Raw genomic sequence first — 24,130 nt, 5'->3', positions numbered from 1 at the left:
GTCCTTGCCGTCGCCGCCAGAGAGATCGACGAGGACGGCGCGACCCGCTTTCTTCGGGATTTCAGCAAACCGCTCAACCCGTAGCCTTAAATTGCTGCTGTTCCAGCTCCTTGCCGAGCGATTCGACCACATGCGCCCAGCCCTGCCGGGTCTTTTCCTCGTGTTCGGCCCACTCAGCGCACATTGTGTGGGTCAATGTCAGGCGGCTGCCGCTGCCGAGAGACTCGATATCGATCTCGACCCGGTCGCAGTTATGATCGTGTTCCTCGACGGTGAAGCTGAACGCCATGTGCCGGGGGCGCTTCAATTCCAGGAACACGCCCTGGTGAAAAGCGTCTCCTGTCGGGCGGCGGTCGACGATGAAGAAGCGCCCGCCGACGCGCGGGTCGATATCGGCCCGGATGACATGACCATCGTTGGTCGCAAACAGGAAACGGCGGGCGATTTCGGGGTTGAGCCAGGCGTCGTAGACGACAGCCGGCGACGCCTTATAGGTGTGGCTGACACGGCATTTGATCGTGTTGGCGGCAAGCATCGATTTTCCTCCGTTAAGGCGCGCGCGCCTTCCCTAAGCGCACGGGCAACAGCCGCTCCGTCCGCCCACGGAACCGGCCTTCTCTTATTTTTTGTAACAGGCATAAGATAGAGAGGTTCCGGAGCTCGCCAAGAGCCTAACGCAGAATTTACCGCACACCCCTGAATCGGGAGGATGAGATCCGGAATATTATGAAGATTCAGGTGTTTACGGGCCGCGCCTGACGGCACACGCGGCCCAGTGAAAGCTCAGCCGGCGAACTTGCCGCTGCGCGGAAAACCCTTCGGCACGGTGCGGCCGGCGCTGGCGCGGTCGCCCAGCCATTCGGCAAGTTCGTCCCGGTTCTTCGTGAAGGTGCGGCCGGCGCTGTCTTCCCAGACGAGGCCGTCTGCTATCGCGAAGCAGCGGACGTCGGAAATGCCGCCGTCCTTGTAGCGCTGCAGGCGAACGCCCTTGCCGCGCGACATTTCCGGCACCTGCGCAAGCGGGAAGACCAGCAGCTTGCGGTTCTCGCCAACGACGGCGACATGATCGCCGCTAACGGGCACCAGCAGCTGCGTTTCCTCCGGCAGCGCGACATTCATGATCTGCTTGCCTTTTCGCGTATTGGCGACCAGTTCGGACTCGGGAACGACGAAGCCGTTGCCCGCCGTCGAGACGATCAGTTGCTTGCGCGAGGGATCGTGGACAAAGGCGGTCAGCACTGCCTGGTCGTTATCCATGTCGACCATAATACGCAAAGGTTCGCCGTGGCCGCGGCCACCCGGAAGCTTGTCGCCACCGAGCGTGAAGGCCTTGCCGCCCGTGGTGACGATCAGGATCTTGTCCGTCGTCTGCGCCGGGAAGGCCACCTTCAAGCCGTCGCCTTCCTTGAAGGTCAGCGTCGCCGTATCGGTGATATGGCCCTTCAGCGCACGCATCCAGCCCTTTTCTGAGATCACGACGGTGATCGGTTCCCTCTCGATCATCGCCTGCTGGATCGCTTCCTCATCGGCCTCAGGCGCATCGGCGAACTGGGTGCGGCGGCGGCCGACTTCCGTCGCCTTGGCGAATTTCTTCTTCACTTCGCCGATTTCCCAGGCGACCGTCTGCCACTGTTTGTCGTCGGAGGCGAGCAACGCCTCGATCTCGCTCTTTTCCTTGGTGAGTTCGTCGAACTCCTTGCGGATCTCGAATTCTTCCAGCTTGCGCAGGGCGCGCAGACGCATGTTGAGGATCGCCTCGACCTGATTATCGGTCAGATCCCATCGCGCCATCATGACGGGCTTCGGCTCGTCTTCCTCGCGGATGATCCGGATCACCTCGTCGATGTTGAGGTAGGCGATCAGAAGGCCTCCGAGGATTTCGAGTCGCTTGTCGATCGCGGCCAGACGGAAGCGCGACCGGCGCTGCAGGACCTCACGACGGTGGTCCAGCCACTCCTTCAGCACCTCGTTCAGCGCCATGACCTTCGGGATTCGGCCCATGGACAGAACGTTCATGTTGAGCGGGAAGCGGCTTTCGAGTTCCGTCAGCTTGAACATCGATTCCATCAGGATCGTCGGATCGACGCTCCGGGACTTCGGTACCAGGACGATACGGATGTCCTCGGCCGATTCATCACGAATATCTTCCAATAGCGGCAGCTTGCGCGCGATCAGCAGCTCGGCGATCTTTTCGATCAGCCGGGATTTCTGCACCTGGAAGGGAATTTCGGTGACGACGATCTGGTAGCCGCCGCGGCCCAGATCCTCCGTCTGCCATTTCGCCCGCACGCGGAAACCGCCACGGCCGGTGCGGTAGCTCTCGACGATGCTGTCGCGGCTGTCGATGATGATGCCGCCGGTCGGGAAATCCGGGCCGGGAATGAACTCGACCAGCTTCTCGACGGTCGCGTCGGGATGCTTGATCAGATGCAGGGCCGCGTCGCAAAGCTCATGGGCATTGTGCGACGGGATCGAGGTCGCCATGCCGACGGCGATGCCGGAGGAGCCGTTGGCAAGCAGGTTCGGGAAGGCGCCGGGAAGCACGACCGGCTCGGAATTCGATTCGTCGTAAGTGTCACGGAAATCGACGGCATCCTGGTCGATGCCTTCGAGCAGCAGTTCGGAAACCGCCGTCATCTTCGATTCAGTGTAACGCATGGCGGCGGGGCTGTCGCCGTCGATATTGCCGAAATTGCCCTGGCCGTTGACCAGCGTGTAGCGCTGCGAGAAATCCTGGGCAAGACGGGCAAGCGCGTCGTAGATCGACTGGTCCCCGTGCGGATGGTAGTTACCCATCACCTCGCCGACGATCTTGGCGCATTTTCTGAAGGCCGAAGTCGGCCTCAGGCCCATCTCGTTCATTGCGTAGACGATGCGGCGATGGACAGGCTTCAGCCCGTCGCGCACGTCAGGTAAGGCGCGGTGCATGATGGTCGACAGCGCGTAGGCGAGGTAACGCTGCTCGAGCGCCGCCCTCAGGTCGACCGGTTGAATGTTGTCGTCGTCTCCGCCGGAAGGCGGCAAAATCTCTTGTCCCATGGGTCCTGACTAGCTCAGAAGAGCCCGGCGGGCAAGGAATCCAGGCCATTGCAGCTGTGGATGAAGTCTACCGATCGACATTGAAGAATGAGACGAGCTCTTCACCCGCAATTTGGATTTTGTTTGCCCTTCCTTTCAACAAAAAATTAGTGGGCCGCAATATAAAGCCGACCTAATCCGTAGTAGCGTAACTGCAGATTTCCAAACAGCCACACGCCACCAGAGGAATCACCCATGAACTTTCACCGGACAACGCGGCTGATGCTATCGAGCGCAGCCTTTTTCTCGCTCGCCGGCTCGGCTTTCGCTCTCGATGGCGCCGACCTGCTGAAGAAACTCAATGCCGCCTATGCCGCACAGGGCGGAACGATTTCGGCTGACGGCGTCGATGTCGAGGGCACCACCGTGACCTTGAAGAACGTCAGCGTCAAACCCACCGGCGGCGAGAGCCTCGCCATCGGCGAAGTCACTCTGTCCGGCGTGGAAGAAGACGAGGAAGGCGGATATTATATCGAACAGGCCGCCTTCCCGGACATCAACACCACCAACGACGGCGTCACCGTGACCGCGCAGGAGCTGACACTCGGCGGCATTTCCGTCCCGGCCACACCGGGCGGCGACAGCCTGGATACAATGATGCTCTACGAAAACGCCCATACCGGCCCGCTGAAGGTGGTCAAGGACGGCGCGGAAGTGTTCTCGGTGCTTGAAAGCGACATGAACCTGACGTTGCGGGAAGACGAATCCGGCTTCGATTTCGACGGTGCCTTCAAAAGCATGAAGGCCGATCTCAGCAAGACCGAGGATGCACAGAGCAAGGATGCGATCGAGAAGCTCGCCCTGCAGCACATCCAGGGCGACATCACCATGAAGGGCGCCTGGGAACTTGCGCCCGGCACGATCGACATTTCCGAATTTGCGCTGGACTTCACCAATATCGGCAAGCTCAACCTCGGCTTCAAAATCTCCGGCTACACGATGGCCTTCGTCAAATCGCTGCAGGATGCGATGAAGCAGTCCGAGACCAACCCGAACAAGGAGCAGTCGCAGCAAGCGCTCGGCCTTGCCATGCTCGGCTTGATGCAGCAGCTCTCCTTCGAGGGCGCTCACGTGCGCTTCGAAGATGCCTCGATCACCAAGCGCGCACTCGATTATGCTGGCGCGCAACAAAACATGTCGGGCAAACAGATGGCGGATTCGCTGAAGGCGATGACGCCGATCATGCTGGCGCAGTTGAATATTCCCGAGCTGCAGAATGCCGTTTCGGCCGCTGTCAACACCTACCTCGACGACCCCAAAAGCCTCACGGTCAAGGCCGCTCCTGAAAAGCCGGTGCCGCTGCCGACGATCGTCGGTGCCGCGATGGGCGCGCCGAACACGCTGCCGCAGGTGCTCGGCGTCAAGGTTTCGGCCAACGACTGATCGCTTACATCTTAAGCAAAGGGCCCGGCAGTTCCGCTGCCGGGCCCTTTCTTGTTTCAAATCAAACGATCCGCGCAAACAAAAACCGCTGGGCTCTTTCGTTCGACAATGAGCCGAACTCAGTCCTTTTTCGCCGGTGGGATCGGGCGGATCGCGAGTTCGCGCAGCTGCGTCGGCGTCGCCGGGCTCGGAGCGCCCATCAACAGATCCTGAGCCTGCTGGTTCATCGGGAAGAGCGAGATCTCGCGCAGGTTTTTAGCACCCACGAGCAGCATGACGATACGGTCGATGCCGAAGGCAGCACCGCCATGTGGCGGCGCGCCATACTGGAAGGCGCGGTAGAGGCCGCCGAAACGATCCTCGACGTCCTGCTGGCTGAGGCCGACCTTTTCGAAGGCGGCGACCATGGTTTCCGGCGACTGGTTGCGGATCGAACCAGAGGCGATCTCGAAACCGTTGCAGACGGCGTCATACTGGAACGCCTTGATCGTCAATGGATCCTGGCTCTGCAGCGCTTCAAGGCCGCCCTGCGGCATCGAGAACGGATTGTGGGCGAAGTCGACCTTCTTCTCTTCCTCGTTCCATTCGAAGAAGGGGAAATCGACGATCCAGCAGAGTTCGAAGCGGTCGCGGTCGACGAGGTTCAGTTCTTCGCCGGCCTTGGTGCGGGCCTCACCTGCAAACTTGTAGAATTTTTCCGGCTCGCCGGCGACGAAGAAGCAGGCGTCGCCATCGCCGAGACCGAGCTGGGTGCGGATCGCTTCGGTGCGTTCCTCACCGATGTTCTTGGCAAGGGGACCCGCGCCTTCGAGCTTTTCGCTTTCGCTGCGCCAGAAGATGTAGCCGAGGCCCGGCTGGCCCTGGCTCTGCGCCCAGGCGTTCATGCGGTCGCAGAAGGCGCGCGAGCCGCCGGTCTTTGCCGGGATCGCCCAGACCTGAACCTTCGGGTTAGAGGCGATCATGCCGGCGAAGACCTTGAAGCCAGAGCCGGCGAAATGCTCGGTCACCGCTTCCATGACGATCGGGTTGCGAAGGTCCGGCTTGTCCGAGCCATATTTGCGGATTGCCTCGTCATAAGGGATGCGCGGCCATTCCTTGGTGACCGGCTCGCCGTCCGCAAACTCCTCGAACACTTTGGTCATCAGCGGGCCCATCGTGTTCCAGACGTCTTCCTGGGTCACGAAGCTCATTTCGAGATCGAGCTGGTAGAATTCGCCCGGCAGGCGGTCGGCGCGCGGGTCTTCGTCGCGGAAGCACGGCGCAATCTGGAAATAGCGGTCGAATCCTGCGACCATCAGCAGCTGTTTGTACTGCTGCGGCGCCTGCGGCAAGGCGTAGAAGGTGCCGGGGTGAATACGGCTAGGCACGAGGAAGTCGCGCGCGCCTTCCGGCGAGGAGGCCGTCAGGATCGGCGTGGTATACTCGGTGAAGCCCGCGCTGCCCATTTCACGGCGCATGGCCGAAATCACCTGGGTGCGCTTGACGATGTTCTTATGCAGGGTTTCGCGGCGAAGGTCGAGGAAGCGATACTTGAGGCGGACGTCTTCCGGATAATCAGGCTCACCGAAGACCGGCAGCGGCAGTTCCTTGGCGGCGGAAAGCACTTCTATCTCCTGCGCGTAGAGCTCGATCTCGCCGGTCGCCATGTTCTTGTTGACTGTCTCTTCGGTACGCGCCTTGACGAGGCCGTCGATACGGATGACCCATTCGCCACGGACGGTTTCCGCCGTCTTGAAGGCGGGGCTGTCCGGGTCGGCGACGACCTGAGTGATGCCGTAATGGTCGCGAAGGTCGATGAAGAGAACGCCGCCATGGTCGCGAACGCGATGGACCCAGCCGGAGATACGGACGGTCGAGCCGACATCCGTCTTGCGGAGGGCGGCGCATGTGTGGCTGCGGTAGCGATGCATGATCTCAAATCCTGGCATGTGGCTTAAGACGGCAGCAGGGGTTCGAAGACCCTCACGCGCCGACAAGAAAATCGGGCGGAAAAGCGCATGGACGCTCCGATTTGTCAAGGCTCGGCGCGCCCCGCCCCTGGGTTTGGCACGCGTTTATGGCGAGGCTGCGACCCCCAGGCTGCGGCAGTTTAGCCGCCATTCCCTTATTGATGAAGATGCGGCTCAACTTTAAAAGGAGCGGCATTCCCATCATGGAGCCTCCGCATGCCTCTCCTGACCCGCCGCAACCTTCTGAAGGCATCCGCCGTCGCGGGCGCCTATGGCGCCGGCATCGCCATTGCGGGCAAATTCGGGCTTGCCGAGGCTGCACCTGAGCCGCAGCTGCTGACGGCTGTAAAGACCGAGGCCGTGCTGACCAAGGCTGGACCGACCAGGAATATCATGAGCTGGGGCCATGAGGGCATGCCGCCGGTTCTGAGAATGACCAAGGGGCGGCGCTATGCGGCGAGGCTGAAAAACGAGCTCGACGAGCCGACCACAATCCATTGGCACGGGCTTCGCATCGACAACCGCATGGATGGCGTGCCCTTCGTGACGCAGCCCTATATCTATACCGGCGACAGCTTCGACTATGCGTTCACGCCGCCCGATGCCGGCACCTTCTGGTATCATCCGCATTGCAACACGCTGACGCAGATGGGGCACGGCATGACCGGCATGCTCATCGTCGAGGATCCGGCCGATCCGGAGTTCGACGCCGAGGTGCTGCTCAATCTGCGCGACTGGCGGCTCGGAGGCGACGGTCAGTTCATCGCCCCCTTCCGGCCGCGCGACGCTGCCAAGAGCGGCACCTACGGCACGCTACGCACCGCCAACTGGCGTCAGGAGCCGCAATATGATGCGCCGGCCGGCGGATTGGTGCGGCTGCGCATCGCCATCACCGACGTGACGCGCATTTTCTCGCTGAAGATGGTGGGCGCAGAGGCGACAGCCATCGCAATTGACGGCAATCCGGTGCCGAAACGCTTCCCCCTGGACCTCCTGCAGATCGGGCCTGGCCAGCGGCTCGATCTTGCCGTGCGCATGCCGGATGAAGAAGGCGCCGTCGCGACACTGGAAGATATTCGCGGCACGGCGCCAAAGACGATCGCCAGCCTGCGTTCGATGGGAGCATCGTTGAAGCGCGATATCGGCGATCTCGGACCTCTTGGCCAAAATCCTGTTCCGGCGCTCGATCTTTCCGCTGCCGAACAGATCCCGCTGGTATTGAGCGCCACCGCGGAAAATGCCGCCGCCGAAAGCATCTGCGGCACGCTCGGCTACAGCTTCTGGGCAATCAACAAGGTCCCGTGGCCGGGAGACACGCCGGATCCGACGGCGCCTCTCGCGGAATTGAAGCTCGGCAAGAGCTATGTGTTCAATCTCGAGAACACCACACCGCACGCACATCCTATCCACCTCCATGGAATGAGCTTCACGGTGATCTCCTCCTCGACGCGGGAGGTGATGCCGCTGGTGTCCGATACCTACCTCGTCCAGCCGGACGAGAAGGTGCAATTGGCCCTCGTCGCCGATAATCTTGGCGACTGGGTGCTGCATTGCCATATCATCGAACACCAGAAGACGGGGATGACCAGCTACGTCAGGGTGAGCTGAAGCATTCGCTTTGCCTCAGTTTGGACGTGATTCTTCTTCAGCAATGCGCGAAGCGTATGCTGTTGTATTGACATATCGAAGCGAAAGGAGAAGGAAGGTTCAACCAACCTTTTCCTTGCGAATGAATTGATATGATCGAAACCACCGCCGATTTGGCGGCCGCCTGCAAAGAGCTGGCCAAGTCCGACTTCATCACCATTGACACCGAATTCCTGCGTGAGACGACATTCTGGCCGGAGCTCTGCCTGATCCAGATGGCAAGCCCGACCTTGGAAGTTCTCGTCGATCCGCTGGCGAAGGGCATCGATCTCGCGCCCTTCTTCGAGCTGATGGCAGACACGAAGGTGTTGAAGGTCTTTCACGCGGCGCGCCAGGACATCGAAATCATCTTCAATCGCGGCAATCTCATTCCGCATCCGATCTTCGACACGCAGGTCGCGGCAATGGTTTGCGGTTTCGGCGACAGCGTCTCCTACGACCAGCTGGTCAGCCGCATCAAGAACGTCCATATCGATAAGTCGTCGCGCTTCACCGACTGGAGTCGCCGGCCGCTTTCCGAAAAACAGCTGGAATATGCGCTGGCCGACGTCACCCACCTGCGCGATGTCTACCTGTCGCTGAAGGCTGAACTCGACCGAGAAGGCCGCACGTCATGGCTTCGCGAGGAAATGGACATTCTCGAAGCGCGTGAAACCTACGACATGCATCCTGATGATGCCTGGCAGCGGCTGAAGATGCGTCTGCGCAAGCCGCAGGAGCTGGCGATCCTGAAATACGTCGCCGCCTGGCGCGAGCGCGAGGCGCGGGCGCGCAACGTTCCACGTTCGCGCGTGTTGAAGGACGATGCGATCTACGAGATCGCCCAGCAGCAACCCAAGGATGCCGAGGCGCTCGGCCGCTTGCGCACCATTCCCAAGGGCTGGGAGCGCTCGGCCGCCGGGACGGCAGTCGTCGAAGCGGTTAACGCTGCGCTCGCTCTTCCGAAAGCCGAAATGCCGCATGTGCCTCGTCAGGCGCAGGCGCCCGAGGGCGCAGCGGCGGCCGTCGAGCTGCTGAAAGTGCTGCTGAAGCTGATCTCGGAAAAACATGGCGTGGCGCCGAAGGTGATCGCCAACAGCGAGGATCTGGACAAGATCGCCGCCGATGGCGAAAGGGCTGATGTCGCTGCCCTGCACGGCTGGCGACGCGACCTTTTCGGCGAGCCGGCGCTGCAGCTGATTCAGGGCCAGATCGGGTTGCGCTTCGCTGGCCGGAAGGTTGAAACCGTCAGCCTCTGAAAACAAAGGCGCGTCGCATCAAGCAATTCAGGCGACGCACTTCAGTCCTTGTTTAATGCATGTCGTTATCCCCGCTGCAAACGTCGGGGCGACATCCATGAATTCGAATCCGCTTGACGCTTTTTTTCCAGCCGAAACAATGGCTGGAGGAAAGCTCAGCGCGAAGAGGCCGCATGCGGGAAATATCTCCGACGCAGAACTGGATCTTGATTACGATCGTGCTGGCTGCCAGCGGCGTCGTCTATGATATGATGTTCTACTCCAATCAGACTCCGGTTGTCGGGGCGATCTTTGCGCTTTTCATCGGCATTCCGATTCTTGCCTTCGAGCGCAAGCTGCTGTTTCGCACTCTCTACAGACGCATCCACAGGCTGCCGACCTTCGTCTTCATCATCACGGAGCTGGTGATCTACGAAATCCTGATGAGCGTCGGCTTTGCCTGCGCGGGCCTGCTGCTCTGGTCGCTCGGCATGCTGAAGCCGACGTCGCTCCTCGACCTCGTCATCATGCCGTTCGAGGTCTTCCTCTATGCTCTTGCCGTCTGCTCGGCGCTGATCTTCATCCTGCGCGTGCGGGAGCTGCTCGGCCGCGAAGTTTTCGTCAGCATGCTCATCAGCCGCTATCGCAATCCGGTCAAGGAAGAGCGTGTCTTCCTGTTTATCGATCTCGTCGATTCGACGGCTTTTGCCGAAAAGCACGGCGACCTCCGGGCACAGCAGTTGCTGAGCTCCCTATTTGCGACCTTTGCCGAGCCGGTCCGGCGCCACAAGGGCACGATCAATGACTATGTGGGCGATGCGGCGATCATTACCTGGCCACTTGCCCGCGGCGTCAAGGATGCCCGCTGCGTTCGTTGCATCTTCGATATCCTCGCCGATATCGAAGCCAATGCCGCCGGCTGGCGGAAAAATTACGGGCAGGTGCCGAAGCTTCGCGCCGCTCTTCATGGCGGCGAGATCATCACGGCGGAAGTTGGCGTCGACCACCACAAGATCAGCTATTTCGGCGATACGGTGAATACGACCGCCCGGCTGGAGACGCTCTGCCGTAGCCTCAATCGGCACGTTCTGATCTCCGCAGAGCTTGCCCGGCGCATGACTTTTCCCGAGGACATTTCCTGCGAAGATCTCGGCATCCACGCCGTCAAGGGACGCGGCCAAGCGCTCGGCGTCATGGCGCTTTCCTCACGTGCGGTGACCGTACTGAACACGCCCGCAGTCGTTCTGCACGGCTGAGCAGTATCCATTTAACCAGCGTCACCAAAGCTTCACTCAACCGTCAATTCGCTGACACGGAAGCCCTGTTAAGCGGAAGCCATTCGCATCCGTTCCATGGGGATATTTATGAAGAACGCCCTTTTTGCTTCCGTATCGCTTTTCATCCTGATTGCCGGCCCCGTTTCGGCCGACCAGCAGCAGTTCCCGGCCAAGCTCGCGGGCCAGGCGATCCTGCCTGCCAACACAATGGTTCCTGCTCCGGCCGACGCCCCCGATTTCCTCAAGCATTCCGGCAAGTTCACGACGTCGGACCGCAAGCGTACCGAAGCGCTCGGTACCGTTCCAGGCAAGGACGGCGCGCGTGTAACCGACCTGAAACTTCCGTTCGACGGCCAGCCGGTCCAAGGTTTTTCAGGCGTCAAGACGATGGCCGACGGGTCCTTCTGGACACTCTCCGACAACGGCTTCGGTTCCAAGGCCAACTCTTCCGATTCCATGCTGTTCCTGCACCAGATGAAGTTCGAGTGGGCCGCCAACAAGGCTGAGGTCGTCAAGAACCTCTTCCTCTCCGATCCGAACAAGATTGCCCCGTTCCCGATCGTGCTCGAAGGCACCGACACGCGCTACCTCACCGGCGCCGACTTCGACATCGAATCGATCCAGCCGGTTGCCGACGGCTTCTGGCTCGGCGACGAGTTCGGCCCCTATATCCTCAAAGTTGACACCGAAGGTCGCCTGACGGACGTGATCCCGACCACCCTCGACGGCAAGCCGGTGCTTTCGCCCGACAATCCGATGATCCAGCTGCCGGGCAACCCAGCCGCCAAGATGCCGGCCTTCAACCTGAAGCGCTCCGGCGGCTTCGAGGGCCTTGCCATGTCAAAAGATGGTTCCAAACTCTACGGCCTGCTCGAAGGCGCCATCTACGGGGATGACGCGACGATGGAAACAGCCGGCGGCCATACAGCTGTCCGCGTCATCGAATTCGACGTCGCCTCCAAGAAGTGGACAGGCCGCAGCTGGCTTTATCCCCTCGAAGACAAAGGCGTGGCGATCGGCGATTTCAACATGCTCGACGATACCACCGCCCTCATCATCGAGCGCGACAGCGGCGCCGGCACCAGCGATAAGGCATGCGCCGATCCAAAGCAGCCGAAGCCGGATTGCTTCGAAGCTCCGGCCGTACTCAAGCGCGTCTACAAGATCGAATTCAATGACGCCAATGTCGGCAAGGCCGTCCGCAAGATCGGTTATATCGATCTCCTGAACATCCAGGACCCCGACAACAAGAAGAAGGCGGGCAGCAAGGACGGCGTCTACGACATGCCGTTCGTCACGATTGAAAACGTCGACCGCGTTGACGCCACGCACATCATCATCGGCAACGACAACAACCTGCCCTTCTCGGCTGGCCGCGCTGTCGACAAGGCTGATGAGAACGAGTTCAGCTTGCTCGAGGTCGGCGAGTTCTTGAACGCGAAGTAAGCAGAAAATTCTGAGGACATCCGGAGGGCGGTGCGGTCAGCGCCGCCCTTTTTTTTCGCGAGGCACTACCTCAACCTCCCTCATTCCTGTGCTCGTCAGAGGAATGAGGGAGTGCGAACGAACCGCACCGCCGGAAGAGCCGCCGAAAGAATGCCTGTCTACTCGAACCGGAAAGCCAGCCGCTTGTTCGTCAGTCTCGACAACTGCTGCAGGCGGCCGTTCAGCCGCTCGCCGGCGAAATCGCGATATTCCGGCGGCACGACGAATTCGAGGTCGAAGTCCGGGTTCGACGATCTACGGAAGGTCAGGTTCTTGACGATACCTGGCATGGAGGCCGAGAAGAGATAGACGACGCGCAGCATGCCGCCGAGCAGCTTGGCGCGCTCGATGAACTGCGGCGTGGCGATCTGTGCCAGCGGACCGGTCGCGCCGTCGTCGTGCAAGCCCTCGAAACGGTAATAATTGGTGAGCGCGATAAAGGCGCGGCCGGGATGGCTGATGCCGACAAAGGAGGAATGGGCGATGACGTTCAGCGCCTGCAGGCCACGATAATCGGGATGGGCGCGCCAACTGATATCGGCGAGCAGACAGGCGGCCTGGCGATAGCGGCTTTCCTCTTCGGTTTCCTGGACGTCGAAGAAGGGCATCATCCGGCCCGTCCATTCCGCCAGCTCGCGGGCATGCTCGGGCGAACGCGCACGCAGGATCGCCAGTTCGCCGGCGGCCGAAAGCAGCGGATCGAGGCGGCGCTCGGATTCGGAAAGCAGAGAATAGAGATAGCCCTCACGCACACCCTGCGCCGAGAAGGAAATCACCGAGGGCTTCATCGTGCCCAAGACTTCCTTCATGGCGATGGCGCCGAAGGGCAGCAGCGAGCGGCGATGTTTCGACACGGCCTGGAGCGCCGGCTCCCTGGAGTCGCGCGCGGTCATCACCTGATCGAGGAACAGCATCATCTCCTCGAACGATACCTCGTAGCCTTGCATCATGTGCAGCGGATAATGGGTGATCTCCATGTGCAACTTGGCTATGTTTCGCCAAGTGCCGCCAACGGCATAAAAGGTACGCCCCTCGCCTTTCGTCAAAAGCTTTGCCGTCTTCACCTGCTTGCGGGCGAAGTCGCGTGCTTTGGAAAGGGAGCCGCCGGCATATTCCGACAGGCGCAGGCCGCCGAGCGGCAGGGTGATGCCCTTGCCGATCTCCTTGCCCTTGATGTCGATCAGTTCCAGGGAGCCGCCGCCGAGATCGCCGGCGATGCCGTCGGGATTGTAGAAGCCGCTGATGATGCCGAGTGAGGCGAATTTCGCCTCCTCCTCGCCCGACAGCACGCGGATCTTGCGGCCGAGGATCGTTTCCGCCTGATGGATGAAATCAGGACCGTTGCTCGCCTCGCGCGCAGCCGCCGTCGCCAGAACATACATGGTAGCGGCGCGCGCTTGATCTGACAGGGCCTTGAAACGGTGCAGCGCCGCCAGAGCCCGGCCGACGCTCTCTTCATCCATCTTGCCGGTGACGGCTATGCCCTTGCCGAGGCCACAGAGGACCTTCTCGTTGAAGAGGATGGTCGGAGAGCGAGACATGCCTTCGTAGACGACAAGACGGATAGAATTCGATCCAATATCGACGACGGAGACCGGAGCGATCCCCGGAAGGCGCCCCTGGGCTTCAGATTCAACCATTTAGGTCCAGTTTTACTTGTTGTTGCGGCCTTCGAGCAGGCCGGCGATCAGCTTCGGCGCGCTTGATTTCAGCGCTTCACCGCGACCCGACAGGCTCGGATTGGTCATGAAATACTGCTGCGCATTGAAAGGTTCCTCGCCTCTGCGCACTTCCATGCGTCGGGACGTACCGTCGGGCAATATCTCGTAGCTTTGCTGATTGTCAATCACGTTGCCGAGCATAATCTGGGATAAGACCTGCTCGTGGACTGTCGGATTCGTTAGTGGGACCATGGTTTCGACGCGGCGATCGAGGTTTCTCGGCATCATGTCGGCCGAGCCGATATAGACCAGCGCCTTGTCGGACGGCAGCCCGTGGCCGTTGCCGAAGCAGAAGATGCGGCTATGTTCGAGGAAGCGGCCAACGATCGACTTGACGCGAATCTTCTCCGAAAGACCGGGCACCTGCGGACGCAGGCAGCAGATGCCGCGCACGACGAGATCGATCTCGACGCCGGCATGGCTGGCACGATAGAGGGCATCGATGATGTCGGGGTCGACCAGCGCGTTCATTTTCATCCAGATCGCCGCCGGCCGGCCGTTTCTGGCGTGTTGAATCTCTTCTTCGATGTGACGCAGGATGCGCGGGCGCAAGGTATTGGGAGAGACGGCGATCTGCATTCCTTCTTCCGGCTCGCCGTAGCCGGTGATGAAATTGAAGATGTTCGCCATATCGTGGGCGATAACGGGATTACAGGTGAAATAAGAGAGATCGGTGTAAATCTTGGCGGTGATCGGGTGGTAATTACCCGTTCCCAAGTGGCAATAGGTCCTGAGCTTGGCTTCCTCGCGACGGACGACCATCGACATCTTCGCGTGGGTCTTCAACTCGATGAAGCCGAAGACGACCTGCACGCCGGCGCGCTCGAGGTCGCGCGCCCAGCGGATATTCGCCTCTTCGTCAAAGCGAGCCTTGAGCTCGACCAGCGCCGTCACTGATTTCCCGGCTTCAGCGGCATCGACCAGCGCACGGACGATCGGGCTGTCGTTGGAGGTGCGGTAAAGCGTCTGCTTTATCGCCAGGACGTCAGGATCGCGCGCAGCCTGGAGAAGGAACTGGACCACCACGTCGAAGGATTCATAGGGGTGATGGACGACCATGTCCTTTTCGCGGATAGCGGCGAAGCAGTCGCCGGCATGTTCGCGGACGCGCTCGGGAAATCGCGCATTGTAGGGCTGAAACCTGAGATCGTCGCGCGGCGCCCTGGTGATCTCGGACAGTGTGTTCAACGCCAGGAGACCCGGCAGAACGGCGACGCGATTTTCCGGAATGCTGAGGGCCTGAACGACGAACTGGCGCAGCGATGGCGGCATTTCCGAATCGGTCTCGATACGGATGACCTTGCCGCGGCGGCGGCGTTTCAGCGCCGTTTCGAAGAAGCGGACGAGATCCTCGGCCTCTTCTTCGACTTCGATATCACTGTCGCGGATGACGCGGAACGTACCGGAACCCTGCACTTCATAGCCCGGATAGAGACGGTGGATGAAGATGTTGGCGACGTCTTCCAGCGTGATGTAGCGGATCGTGTTCGCATCATCCGGCAGGCGAACGAAGCGGTCGAGCGCCGGCGGCAGGCGCAGCAACGCCGTCATCGGCTCACGGCCATTCTTGCTGACGAGCTGCAGCCCGATCGAAAAACCGAGATTGGGAATGAAGGGGAACGGATGAGCCGGATCGATGGACAGGGGCGTCAACACCGGGAAGATCGCCTGTTCGAATTCCGCGGCGAGCCATTGACGGTCTGCATCGCTCAAGGCGCCGGGGCGCACGATCAGGATGTCTTCCTTGGCGAGGTACTGCTGCAGCACGGCGAGCGAGGCCTGCTGCTCCATCTGCAGATGGTCGATCTCCTGCAGGATCGAGTCGAGCTGTTCGGCCGGTGTCTTGCCGTCAGGGCTGCGTATGGCGATGTTCTGACGCACCTGCCCCTCAAGGCCGGCGACGCGCACCATGAAGAACTCATCGAGGTTGGCTGCCGAAATCGACAGGAAGCGGACGCGCTCGAGCAGCGGATGCTCTGTATTCAGCGTCTCTTCCAGGACGCGGCGGTTGAACTGCAGCCAGGAGAATTCGCGGTTGATGAAGCGCTCGGGGCTTGTCAGCAACTCTTCCAGAGGGGGGACGTTGTCGTTGGTTTCCGGAGTGAGTTCCTGATGTTCTGCGACTGCACTATCCATGGTCCGCTACCCCGTTTCAATCGCCGACGGCAATTATATCAGTTTCACGACGGAACTGTGACAGTCAATCGGCCCGTTCCGAATTTCCCAATTCATTCAATACCTCGGCTGCAAGCGACCGGGTGATCCTGGTGCCCCGCGAAAGGGCCAGCCGGTCGAGCCTTTCGACGATCGTCTGGGCCGCGTTGAGCGACCGCTCCATCCGGTTAACGATATAGAGCACGACCTTGTCATCTATATAAAGCTGCCGGTCGGCGAAGAGCTTGACGATCACCTGCGACAACAACGCCTCGTCGGGTTCGCCGATCTCGACGACGGTTGCGGCCTTCAGGCGCGAACGCAGATCGGGCAGCGAAACCGGCCAGGATATCGGCCAGAGACGACTTGTTACCAATAGGCTGGTGCCGTTTTCGCGCACACTGTTGATGACGTGGAAAAGCGCATTGTCGTCGAAACCGAGGCGGTCTGCATCCTCGAACAGCACCGGGCCGGCGGCCGCTGCCACGGCGGCGTCCGAGCCACGCTCGGGATGGATGCTGACGGCGCCGCTCAGCTCGCGCCAGATGCGGGCGAGGTGCGATTTTCCCGAGCCGACGGGGCCGGCAAGCACCACGACCGGCGACGGCCATGCCGGCCACGCATCGACGATTGCCACAGCGGCGGCGAGACGCTCCGAGATCAGGAGGTCGTCGCGCCCGCTTGCGGCAGCATGCGAAAACACCAGCGGCAGCTGCTCTCCGGCCTTGCGCTTCGGATCAGCGTTTTTCACGTCATTCATTGGGTACTGATTTCGTCTTCGGGGCGCGGCCGTCTGATGACCCGCCAAAATAAAGATCGCTCTGAAGGTAGCGCGAAAGCGCGAAGCGAACAAGAACGCCAACGGCCGCGGCGGCCGGCACGGCGATCAGAAGTCCGACGAAACCGAAGAGCGCACCGAAGGCAAAGAGCGCAAACATCAGCCAGACCGGATGGAGACCGACACTTGAGCCGACGAGCTTCGGCTGCAGGATATTGCCTTCGAGGAACTGGCCGCTGAAAAAGACGACGAGCACCAGCCCGATCCAGGGATAATCCGGCCAAAACTGAACGAGCGCCACGCCGACGGAGAGAACAAGACCGACCAGCGAGCCGACATAGGGAATGAAACTGATCATGCCGGCGAAGAGGCCGATCAGCAGGCCGAAGTTCAGCCCGACGAGAGAGAGGCCGGCGGCATAATAGATGCCGAGGATCAGGCAGAGCGAACCCTGGCCGCGGATGAAGCCGGCGATCGCCTGGTCGATCTCGCTGGCGATCTGGCGGACATCACTGACGTAATCGCGAGGGATCCATTGGTCGACCTTGGCGACCATGCGGTCCCAGTCGAGCAGGATATAGAAGGCGACGACGGGGGTGACGACGAGCAGCGATATGACGTCGACGATTGCCTTGCCGGAATTCCAGATCTGCGCGAATAGCCCGGTCAGGAAGCCCATGCCTTCGGAGAGGATGCCGGAGAAATTGTCCTTGATCGTGCCGGCCTGGCTCCTGATCCATTGCGGCAGCAGCGAATTCTTCGAGGTATCAATGAACTGCTGGAGCTGGCTGATGTAACCTGGCAGCCGCTCGGCGAATTCGTTGAACTGGCTGACGAGCACGGGGATGAGGATCATCAGCGCCAAGGTGAAGACGATAACGAAGGCGATCAGGATCACGATCGTCGCCATCATGCGGTTTAAGCCAAGCCGCTGCAACCTGTCCGCCACCGGATCGAGGAAATAGGCGATCGCCATGCCGACGACGAAGGGCAGCAGGATCGAGCTGAAGACATAAAGGAAGGCGACGAAGAAGACGAGCACGGCCAGCCAGAAGAAGATCTGGCGCTTCAGACTATTGCCGCTGACATGCTGTGGCATCGCTTCCCCGCTGATCGCTCGCCGCCGCTAAACGCCGCGTTCTATCCGACGCGGTCATTCAGCACATAGGATGCAGGCGCGAAGATGGTCAACCCTATAGCGCCAAATCACGGAAAGGCGGGTTGAAGACGCGGGAAATTGGGGGCTTTTCCCATGCGACGCTTGCATAAAGGCCCCTGTCATGTAATTGCGACCGGCAGATGACGCGGCATGTTGGCCGCCTGAACAGCCATCGGAGACCAGCATGAGCCAGTCTGGGAAAAACGGCCTGACCTACAGCGATGCGGGCGTCGATATCGATGCCGGCAACCTCCTCGTCGAAAAGATCAAGCCGGCGGTGCGCTCGACCCGCCGCCCGGGTGCCGACGGCGAGATCGGCGGCTTCGGCGGGCTCTTCGACCTCAAGGCCGCGGGCTTTACCGACCCTGTCCTCGTCGCCGCCAATGACGGCGTCGGCACGAAGTTGAAGATTGCCATCGACGCCGATTACCACGACACCGTCGGCATCGATCTCGTCGCCATGTGTGTCAACGATCTCGTCGTGCAGGGCGCCGAGCCGTTGTTCTTCCTCGATTATTTCGCAACCGGCAAGCTCGATCCCAACCAGGGTGCGGCGATCGTCGGCGGCATTGCCGCGGGCTGCCGCGACGCCGGCTGTGCACTGATCGGCGGCGAGACGGCCGAGATGCCCGGCATGTATTCCTCCGGTGATTATGATCTCGCCGGCTTTGCCGTCGGCGCCGCCGAGCGCGGCAAGCTGCTGCCCTCGGGCGATATCGCCGAGGGTGACGTGATCCTCGGCCTCGCCTCCTCGGGCGTCCATTCGAACGGCTTTTCGCTGGTGCGCAAGATTGTCGAACTGTCCGGCCTCGGCTGGGATGCTCCGGCGCCATTCGCCGATGGCAAGAAGCTCGGCGAAGCCCTACTCGAGCCGACGCGTATTTATGTCAAGCCGCTCTTGAAGGCGATCCGCGAGACCGGCGCGCTGAAGGCGCTGGCGCACATCACCGGCGGCGGCTTCCCGGAGAATATTCCGCGCGTGCTGCCGAAGCATCTGGCGGCCGAGATCAATCTTGCCGCCATCAATGTGCCGCCGGTCTTCTCGTGGCTTGCCAAAACGGGCGGCGTCGAAGCCAAGGAAATGCTGCGCACCTTCAACTGCGGCATCGGTATGATCGTCGTCGTCGCCGAAGAGAATGTTGGCGTGGTATCGAAGGCGCTCGAAGCCGAAGGAGAAGCGGTCGTCACGCTCGGCCGCATGATCGCCCGTGACGAAGGCGCTGCCGGTACGGTCTACAAGGGCACGCTTGCCATATGACCACGCCGCGCAAACGCGTCGTCGTCTTCATATCAGGCGGCGGCTCCAACATGATGGCGCTGGTTGCGGCGGCCAAGGCCGCCGACTATCCGGCCGAAATCGTCGGCGTGATATCAGACAGGGCAGAGGCCGGGGGCCTTGCCAAGGCGGAGGCCGAAGGCATCGCCACCTTCGCCTTCCCGCGCAAGGACTATGCGAGCAAGGAAGCGCATGAGGTGGCGATCTTTTCCGCGCTCGACAGCCTTTCGCCCGACATCCTTTGCCTGGCAGGCTATATGCGGCTGCTGACCGCGACCTTCATCCAGCGTTATGAAGGCCGCATGCTCAACATCCATCCTTCCCTGCTGCCGTTGTTCCCGGGCCTGCACACGCACCAGCGCGCCATCGATGCCGGCATGCGGATTGCCGGCTGCACCGTGCATTTCGTCACCGAAGGCATGGATGAGGGACCGGTGATCGGCCAGGCCGCCGTCCCCATTCTCTCCGGCGACACGGCCGAAAGCCTAGCCGCGCGCGTGCTCACCGTCGAGCACCAGATCTATCCGCAAGCACTGCGGCTCTTTGCCGAAGGCCGCGTGACGATGGAAGGCGGCAAGGCTGTGGGTGCTGGGGGTCTGACCGCTGCGCCTAAGGCTCTGCTTATTTCTATGATTGGCGACAGCGCATAAAGCGCATTTCCATGTGGGGCAGTTCGGACAGCTACCGAAATCTGACAACGCCTTATGCTGCTCTGGCTTGTCTCAATGGCTCTGATTCGAGGGCTGCCCCTCATCCGCCTGCCGGCACCTTCTCCCGTTTTGACGGCGAAAGGGGATATGCCGCACCTTCTCGGTCTCCTGCAAACCCCTCGCATGGCACGTCCCCTCTCCCCGTCTTACGAGCAGAGGGTTCGGGTGAGGGGCGAAAACACAATTAGGGTAATGCATCAAGCGGCCAGCGCCCGCAGCGGATGCAGCGTGCCATCGCTGTAGACGAAGCGTCCGGCGCGGAAGGTGGCGCGGATGCGGTTGATCTCACCCCGCTCGACAGCGACCAGATCGGCGCGCTGGCCAATGGCGATCTCGCCGCGGTCGAGGAGGCCGGCGGAGCGGGCTGCGTTGCCGGTCGCCATGGCGACGGCGGCCGGCAGGCCGCCTTCGACCATATCCGCGAGCTTGAAGATGCCGGGAACGAAGGCCGCCGGATGATAATCGGCGGCGATGATGCCCAAGAGACCGGCCCTTGCGGCATCGAGGGCGCTGAGATTGCCTGACATCGACTGGCCGCGCAGCGCGTTCGGAGCGCCCATCAGCGTCCAGAGGCCCCGCCGGCGCGCCTCTTCGGCCGCAGGTGCGGTGACAGGAAACTCGCTTATGGTGACGCCGAGATCATGCATTTCGGCGACTTTTTCGACGCTGTCATCGTCATGCGAGGCGAGCGACAGCTTGTGTTTCAGCGAAAGCGCGACGATCCCCCTCAGCTTCGCCTCGACCTCGGGATTGTTGCGCATGGCGATGCGCTTGGCGACGATCTCCGCTGCAATTTCCTCGGAGATTGCGCGGCGCTCGGAAATGCTGAGGATGTAGCTTTGCAGGTTGTTGTACTGACCTTGGCCCGGCGTGTGGTCGGTCAGGGACACCATATCGATCTGATCGGCATTCAACAACCGCTCGAGTGCGGGAGCGGCGCCGACATTGGTGATCTCGTAACGGGCATGGACGCGGTGGTCGACCAGAAGATCATCACGCAGCCGGTTGATGCCCTCGATCACCGCCGACGTCGTCTCCAGCGAGCGGACGTGACCATAGACGCTTTCGGTCGCGAAAGAGACGGCGGCAAAGGCCGTAGTGATCCCGGCGGCGGCAAGTTTTTTGTCGAGTTCGTGAATCCCGAAATCGATCGGCATCGTCGCATTCGGCCGCGGCGCGATCTCGCGCTCGATCATATCGCCGTGCAGGTCGACAAAGCCCGGCATCAGCAGCCGCCCGCCGCCATCGATCGCAGCCTGCGCGACCGGCTCCGGCCTGATCTCGGCGATGGCGCCGTCCTCGACACGGACTGACCCTTCGCTCACCACCTCGTCCGGGAGCACGAGGGTGAAATTGCTGAGCCACATGGGCTTTCTCCTGACTGCATCCGATAATCGATAAACCGCAGCGGATAGAACCGCTTCGTGACAGAGGTATGAATTTCCGAGCGCTGCAGCTCAATGCCGGAGCTGTCGTGGGGCAATCGACAATTCCCTCGCAGTCGTCCCTACCCGCTACCTGATTCTATCCCTGTTCAACGCGGCCCATTGCAAAAGCATGATCGTCTTAGCGTCGAAAATCTCGCCGGTCTCGATCATCCGCGCGGCTTCGTCGAGCGGAATTTCCAGCACCTCGATATCCTCATGCTCCTCATCCAGACCGCCGCCTTCGGTCACGCGGTCGGTGGTGTCGATCAGGGCTGCGAAGAAGTGGACGACTTCGGTGATCGCGCCCGGCGACATGTAGCATTTGAAGAGAAAGTGCGCCTCACGCAGGCGATATCCGGTCTCCTCCATCGCCTCGCGGCGGATCGCGGTCTCGGGATGATCGTTGTCGAGAAGGCCGGCCGGCACTTCGATGACCCAGGCGGGATCGCCGTTCATATGCACGGCAAGACGGAACTGGCGGACAAGGACGACGAGATCGCGTTTCGGATCATAAAGCAGAATGCAGGCGGCCGGCGTGCGGTGATAGACCTCCCGCTTCAAGCGCTGCGTCGCGCCGTTACGGTCGATATAGTCGAGCAGATAGCTGCTCAACCGCGTCCACCCGTTCGACAGCGTTTCCTCGCCGACTATTTCCACCCGTGATTTCGACTGCATCATGCTGCGTCCTTGCGAAGCCAGACCTTGTTGTCGTGCACGGCCGCTCCGCCATAGGGCGCGACCGGATCGGCGCCCGTAAGGACGTTGATGCCCTCGCCGTCTACATGCGCCTTGTTCGGCCAGAGCCCCTCGGCAATCAGCACGCCCGGTTTCACCTCGGTGGTGATACGGGCGTGGAGGCGGAGATCGCCGCGAGTGTTGCCGATGCGGACAAGATCGCCATGGACGATGCCGTTGGCTTCGGCATCAACAGGATTGATCATTACCTCGGGCCGGCCTTCCTTCTGACGGGAGGTCTTGGTCTCGGAGAAGCTCGAATTCAGGAAGTTGCGAGCCGGTGACGTAGCGAGACGGAAGGGATGCTCCGGATCGGCGACCTCGATGACGTCGACCTGATCGGGGAACGCTGGCAGCTGGGCATGCGGCCCGAGCGCGCCGATCGCGGCCGGCGGTTTGTTCGGCGCCGGCTGATTGATCCAGTCGGGGCGAAAGTGGAACTTACCGTCGGGATGGGCAAAGCCGTTCAAATAATGGGCCTCCTCGAAAACCGGCTGGCGATCGAACCATTTGTGTTCGAGGAAGTGGTCGTAGTCCGGCAGGTCGCTCGATTTAAGAATGCGGTCGATCATTTCGCGGGCGGTGAAGCCGAAACCCGGGCGATCCGCGACGCCCAAACGTTTTGCCAGTTCCTCGATCACGAAGAGGTTGGTGCGGACGCCAGACGGAGGCTCGACCAGTTTAGGCCCGAGCAGGATGTGGTTCTGGCCGCCGGCTCGATAAATATCGTCGTGCTCGACGAACATGGTCGCAGGCAGCACGATGTCGGCAATCTCGGCCGTTTCGGTCATGAACTGCTCGTGGACAGCGACAAAGAGATCGTTGCGGGCAAAGCCGCGTCTGACGAGGCGCTGCTCGGGAGCGATGTTGGCGGGATTGGTGTTCTGGATCAGCATCGCCGTCACCGGTCCGCGATGGCGCAGCGCCACCGCATCGCCGGTCAGCACTCGGCCGATCTGTGACTGGTCGAGCATGCGGATGTCGACATCCTTCATCGATCGGCCGGTCAGCTCCGCATTGTTCATGCGGAAGATATCGCTGTTCGAATGAAAGGCACCGCCGCCCTCATACTGCCAGGACCCGAGAACGGTAGCGACGGAGGCGGCCGCATGCATGGCGACAGCGCCGTTGCGCTGGCGGGTGAAGCCGTAACCGAGGCGGAAGAAGGTCTTCTTCGTCGTGCCGACCAGGCGGGCAAAGGCTTCGATCTCTTCGACCGAAAGGCCGGTGATGGCCGCCGCCCATTGCGGGGTCTTGGTCTTCAGATGCGCCTCGAGACCTTCGGGATCATCGGCATATCTCGCCATATAATCACGATCAGCATAGCCATCTCGGAAGGCGACATGCATGGCGGCGCAGGCAAGTGCGGCATCCGTGCCCGGCTTGACGATCAGCGCCATATCGGCCTGCTTCATCGTCGGATTGTCATATATGTCGATGACGACGATCTTGGCGCCGCGTTCCTTGCGCGCCTTGATGGCGTGGGTCATCACATTGACCTGGGTCGAGACCGCATTGGTGCCCCAGATGACGACGCAATCGGTGCGGCCCATCTCGCGCGGGTCGGGGCCGCGCAGCGCCCCGGTCGCCATGGTGAAGCCGGTCCAGGCCGGGTTGGTGCAGATTGAGGAGAAGAAACCGGAATAGCGCTTGGCGTGGCGCAGGCGATCGATCGAATCGCGCTGCACCCAACCCATCGTGCCGGCATAGAAATAGGGCCAGACCGCCTCGCTGCCGTCCCTCGCCTCGGCCTTCAAGAAGGCTTCGGCAATCTCATCCAGCGCGTCGTCCCAGGAAATCTGCTGCCATTGCCCTGCCCCTTTGGGGCCGCCGCGGCGTAGGGGATGCATCAGGCGGTCGGGATGGTAGAGCCGTTCGGCATAACGGGCGACCTTTGCGCAGATGACGCCCGAAGTGTAGGAATGGTCGCCCGCGCCGCGCACCCGACCGATGCGGCCGTCCTCGGATATCTCGACCTCCAATGCGCAGGTGGAGGGACAGTCGTGCGGACAGGCCGTGTGGCCGATCTTGCTGTCCAGCTTCGGGGATTTGGCGTCGATGGGGGTCGCAATGTTCATGGCATTTGTATATGCCAAGGCCTGCATGGCCAAAAGCCAGAAAAACGCCCATGACG

Annotated in this window: 17 protein-coding genes and 1 pseudogene; 8 read left to right on the top strand and 10 right to left on the bottom strand. The window is 61.3% G+C overall.

Translation table 11 applies throughout. The features are described 5' to 3' along the window. Positions 1-84: pseudogene (locus FFR93_RS41585) on the top strand (type II toxin-antitoxin system death-on-curing family toxin); the annotation flags it as partial. Here FFR93_RS41585 and FFR93_RS24350 read toward each other — a convergent pair. Further along, on the bottom strand, positions 74-535 hold the full coding sequence (locus FFR93_RS24350; protein ID WP_064711174.1) for an SRPBCC domain-containing protein: 462 nt from the start codon (positions 533-535) through the stop codon (positions 74-76). The pseudogene FFR93_RS41585 and the gene FFR93_RS24350 sit on opposite strands and share 11 nt — an antisense overlap. Before the next feature lie 248 nt (positions 536-783). Then, positions 784-3,039: a DNA topoisomerase IV subunit A gene (gene parC / locus FFR93_RS24345; RefSeq protein ID WP_138395068.1), complete on the bottom strand. Its 2,256-nt coding sequence runs from the start codon at positions 3,037-3,039 to the stop codon at positions 784-786. A 234-nt stretch (positions 3,040-3,273) separates the two neighbouring features. On the opposite strand from parC, the gene FFR93_RS24340 reads away from it, so the two are divergent. Next, positions 3,274-4,461, top strand: a complete 1,188-nt coding sequence (locus FFR93_RS24340; RefSeq protein ID WP_064711173.1) for a hypothetical protein — start codon at positions 3,274-3,276, stop codon at positions 4,459-4,461. A 119-nt stretch (positions 4,462-4,580) separates the two neighbouring features. Here the strand turns inward: FFR93_RS24340 and aspS are convergent, their stop codons facing one another. Further along, the gene (gene aspS, locus FFR93_RS24335; protein ID WP_138395067.1) at positions 4,581-6,371 is read right to left on the bottom strand and encodes an aspartate--tRNA ligase; all 1,791 of its coding nucleotides are present in this window, start codon (positions 6,369-6,371) and stop codon (positions 4,581-4,583) included. 255 nt (positions 6,372-6,626) lie between these two features. Between aspS and FFR93_RS24325 the strand changes: the two genes are divergently transcribed. From FFR93_RS24325 to FFR93_RS24310, 4 genes are all read left to right on the top strand, one after another. Next, positions 6,627-8,018, top strand: coding sequence for a multicopper oxidase family protein (locus tag FFR93_RS24325; protein WP_138395066.1), 1,392 nt, complete (start codon positions 6,627-6,629; stop codon positions 8,016-8,018). A gap of 131 nt (positions 8,019-8,149) precedes the next feature. Beyond that, complete coding sequence (gene rnd / locus FFR93_RS24320; RefSeq protein WP_064706843.1) at positions 8,150-9,295, top strand: ribonuclease D; 1,146 nt, start codon at positions 8,150-8,152, stop codon at positions 9,293-9,295. 173 nt (positions 9,296-9,468) lie between these two features. Further along, a complete protein-coding gene (locus tag FFR93_RS24315) occupies positions 9,469-10,530 on the top strand; it encodes an adenylate/guanylate cyclase domain-containing protein (protein ID WP_064706842.1) in 1,062 nt (353 codons plus the stop codon). 108 nt (positions 10,531-10,638) lie between these two features. Next, a complete protein-coding gene (locus tag FFR93_RS24310; RefSeq protein WP_138395065.1) occupies positions 10,639-11,997 on the top strand; it encodes an esterase-like activity of phytase family protein in 1,359 nt (452 codons plus the stop codon). A gap of 158 nt (positions 11,998-12,155) precedes the next feature. Here the strand turns inward: FFR93_RS24310 and ppx are convergent, their stop codons facing one another. The 4 genes from ppx to FFR93_RS24290 all read right to left on the bottom strand — a co-directional run bounded on the left by ppx (position 12,156) and on the right by FFR93_RS24290 (position 17,788). Then, positions 12,156-13,676: an exopolyphosphatase gene (gene ppx / locus FFR93_RS24305; protein ID WP_064706840.1), complete on the bottom strand. Its 1,521-nt coding sequence runs from the start codon at positions 13,674-13,676 to the stop codon at positions 12,156-12,158. Positions 13,677-13,688: 12 nt separating this feature from the next. Then, the gene (locus tag FFR93_RS24300; RefSeq protein ID WP_138395064.1) at positions 13,689-15,893 is read right to left on the bottom strand and encodes an RNA degradosome polyphosphate kinase; all 2,205 of its coding nucleotides are present in this window, start codon (positions 15,891-15,893) and stop codon (positions 13,689-13,691) included. Between the two features lie 64 nt (positions 15,894-15,957). Beyond that, complete coding sequence (hdaA, locus tag FFR93_RS24295) at positions 15,958-16,671, bottom strand: DnaA regulatory inactivator HdaA (protein WP_138395063.1); 714 nt, start codon at positions 16,669-16,671, stop codon at positions 15,958-15,960. Further along, on the bottom strand, positions 16,664-17,788 hold the full coding sequence (locus tag FFR93_RS24290; protein WP_138395062.1) for an AI-2E family transporter: 1,125 nt from the start codon (positions 17,786-17,788) through the stop codon (positions 16,664-16,666). Before FFR93_RS24290 ends, hdaA begins: the two co-directional genes overlap by 8 nt. Before the next feature lie 244 nt (positions 17,789-18,032). Between FFR93_RS24290 and purM the strand changes: the two genes are divergently transcribed. Together purM and purN are read left to right on the top strand one after the other, a co-directional pair. Beyond that, positions 18,033-19,106, top strand: a complete 1,074-nt coding sequence (gene purM / locus FFR93_RS24285) for a phosphoribosylformylglycinamidine cyclo-ligase (protein ID WP_138395061.1) — start codon at positions 18,033-18,035, stop codon at positions 19,104-19,106. Next, positions 19,103-19,774, top strand: coding sequence for a phosphoribosylglycinamide formyltransferase (gene purN / locus FFR93_RS24280; protein ID WP_064706835.1), 672 nt, complete (start codon positions 19,103-19,105; stop codon positions 19,772-19,774). Before purM ends, purN begins: the two co-directional genes overlap by 4 nt. Before the next feature lie 257 nt (positions 19,775-20,031). On the opposite strand, the gene FFR93_RS24275 is transcribed toward purN, so the two are convergent. From FFR93_RS24275 to FFR93_RS24265, 3 genes are all read right to left on the bottom strand, one after another. Further along, a complete protein-coding gene (locus FFR93_RS24275; RefSeq protein WP_138395060.1) occupies positions 20,032-21,201 on the bottom strand; it encodes an alpha-D-ribose 1-methylphosphonate 5-triphosphate diphosphatase in 1,170 nt (389 codons plus the stop codon). A 147-nt stretch (positions 21,202-21,348) separates the two neighbouring features. Further along, complete coding sequence (locus tag FFR93_RS24270) at positions 21,349-21,939, bottom strand: NUDIX domain-containing protein (protein ID WP_064711163.1); 591 nt, start codon at positions 21,937-21,939, stop codon at positions 21,349-21,351. After that, the gene (locus FFR93_RS24265) at positions 21,936-24,074 is read right to left on the bottom strand and encodes a molybdopterin oxidoreductase family protein (protein WP_245296714.1); all 2,139 of its coding nucleotides are present in this window, start codon (positions 24,072-24,074) and stop codon (positions 21,936-21,938) included. The genes FFR93_RS24270 and FFR93_RS24265 overlap by 4 nt, the downstream gene beginning before the upstream one ends. Between the last annotated feature and the right edge of the window lie 56 nt (positions 24,075-24,130).

It is taken from the genome of Rhizobium sp. MHM7A (assembly GCF_005862215.1).
GTDB lineage: Bacteria > Pseudomonadota > Alphaproteobacteria > Rhizobiales > Rhizobiaceae > Rhizobium > Rhizobium bangladeshense.
Note: the sequence above shows the minus strand (reverse complement) of the source record. Positions and strands in the feature narration are given on the sequence as shown.

Bases quoted from the DNA above. Each gene is read 5' to 3' on its own strand.
- FFR93_RS24350 (WP_064711174.1), bottom strand. From the start codon at position 535: ATGCTTGCCGCCAACACGATCAAATGCCGTGTCAGCCACACCTATAAG.
- parC (WP_138395068.1), bottom strand. From the start codon at position 3,039: ATGGGACAAGAGATTTTGCCGCCTTCCGGCGGAGACGACGACAACATT.
- FFR93_RS24340 (WP_064711173.1), top strand. From the start codon at position 3,274: ATGAACTTTCACCGGACAACGCGGCTGATGCTATCGAGCGCAGCCTTT.
- aspS (WP_138395067.1), bottom strand. From the start codon at position 6,371: ATGCATCGCTACCGCAGCCACACATGCGCCGCCCTCCGCAAGACGGAT.
- FFR93_RS24325 (WP_138395066.1), top strand. From the start codon at position 6,627: ATGCCTCTCCTGACCCGCCGCAACCTTCTGAAGGCATCCGCCGTCGCG.
- rnd (WP_064706843.1), top strand. From the start codon at position 8,150: ATGATCGAAACCACCGCCGATTTGGCGGCCGCCTGCAAAGAGCTGGCC.
- FFR93_RS24315 (WP_064706842.1), top strand. From the start codon at position 9,469: ATGCGGGAAATATCTCCGACGCAGAACTGGATCTTGATTACGATCGTG.
- FFR93_RS24310 (WP_138395065.1), top strand. From the start codon at position 10,639: ATGAAGAACGCCCTTTTTGCTTCCGTATCGCTTTTCATCCTGATTGCC.
- ppx (WP_064706840.1), bottom strand. From the start codon at position 13,676: ATGGTTGAATCTGAAGCCCAGGGGCGCCTTCCGGGGATCGCTCCGGTC.
- FFR93_RS24300 (WP_138395064.1), bottom strand. From the start codon at position 15,893: ATGGATAGTGCAGTCGCAGAACATCAGGAACTCACTCCGGAAACCAAC.
- hdaA (WP_138395063.1), bottom strand. From the start codon at position 16,671: ATGAATGACGTGAAAAACGCTGATCCGAAGCGCAAGGCCGGAGAGCAG.
- FFR93_RS24290 (WP_138395062.1), bottom strand. From the start codon at position 17,788: ATGCCACAGCATGTCAGCGGCAATAGTCTGAAGCGCCAGATCTTCTTC.
- purM (WP_138395061.1), top strand. From the start codon at position 18,033: ATGAGCCAGTCTGGGAAAAACGGCCTGACCTACAGCGATGCGGGCGTC.
- purN (WP_064706835.1), top strand. From the start codon at position 19,103: ATGACCACGCCGCGCAAACGCGTCGTCGTCTTCATATCAGGCGGCGGC.
- FFR93_RS24275 (WP_138395060.1), bottom strand. From the start codon at position 21,201: ATGTGGCTCAGCAATTTCACCCTCGTGCTCCCGGACGAGGTGGTGAGC.
- FFR93_RS24270 (WP_064711163.1), bottom strand. From the start codon at position 21,939: ATGATGCAGTCGAAATCACGGGTGGAAATAGTCGGCGAGGAAACGCTG.
- FFR93_RS24265 (WP_245296714.1), bottom strand. From the start codon at position 24,074: ATGAACATTGCGACCCCCATCGACGCCAAATCCCCGAAGCTGGACAGC.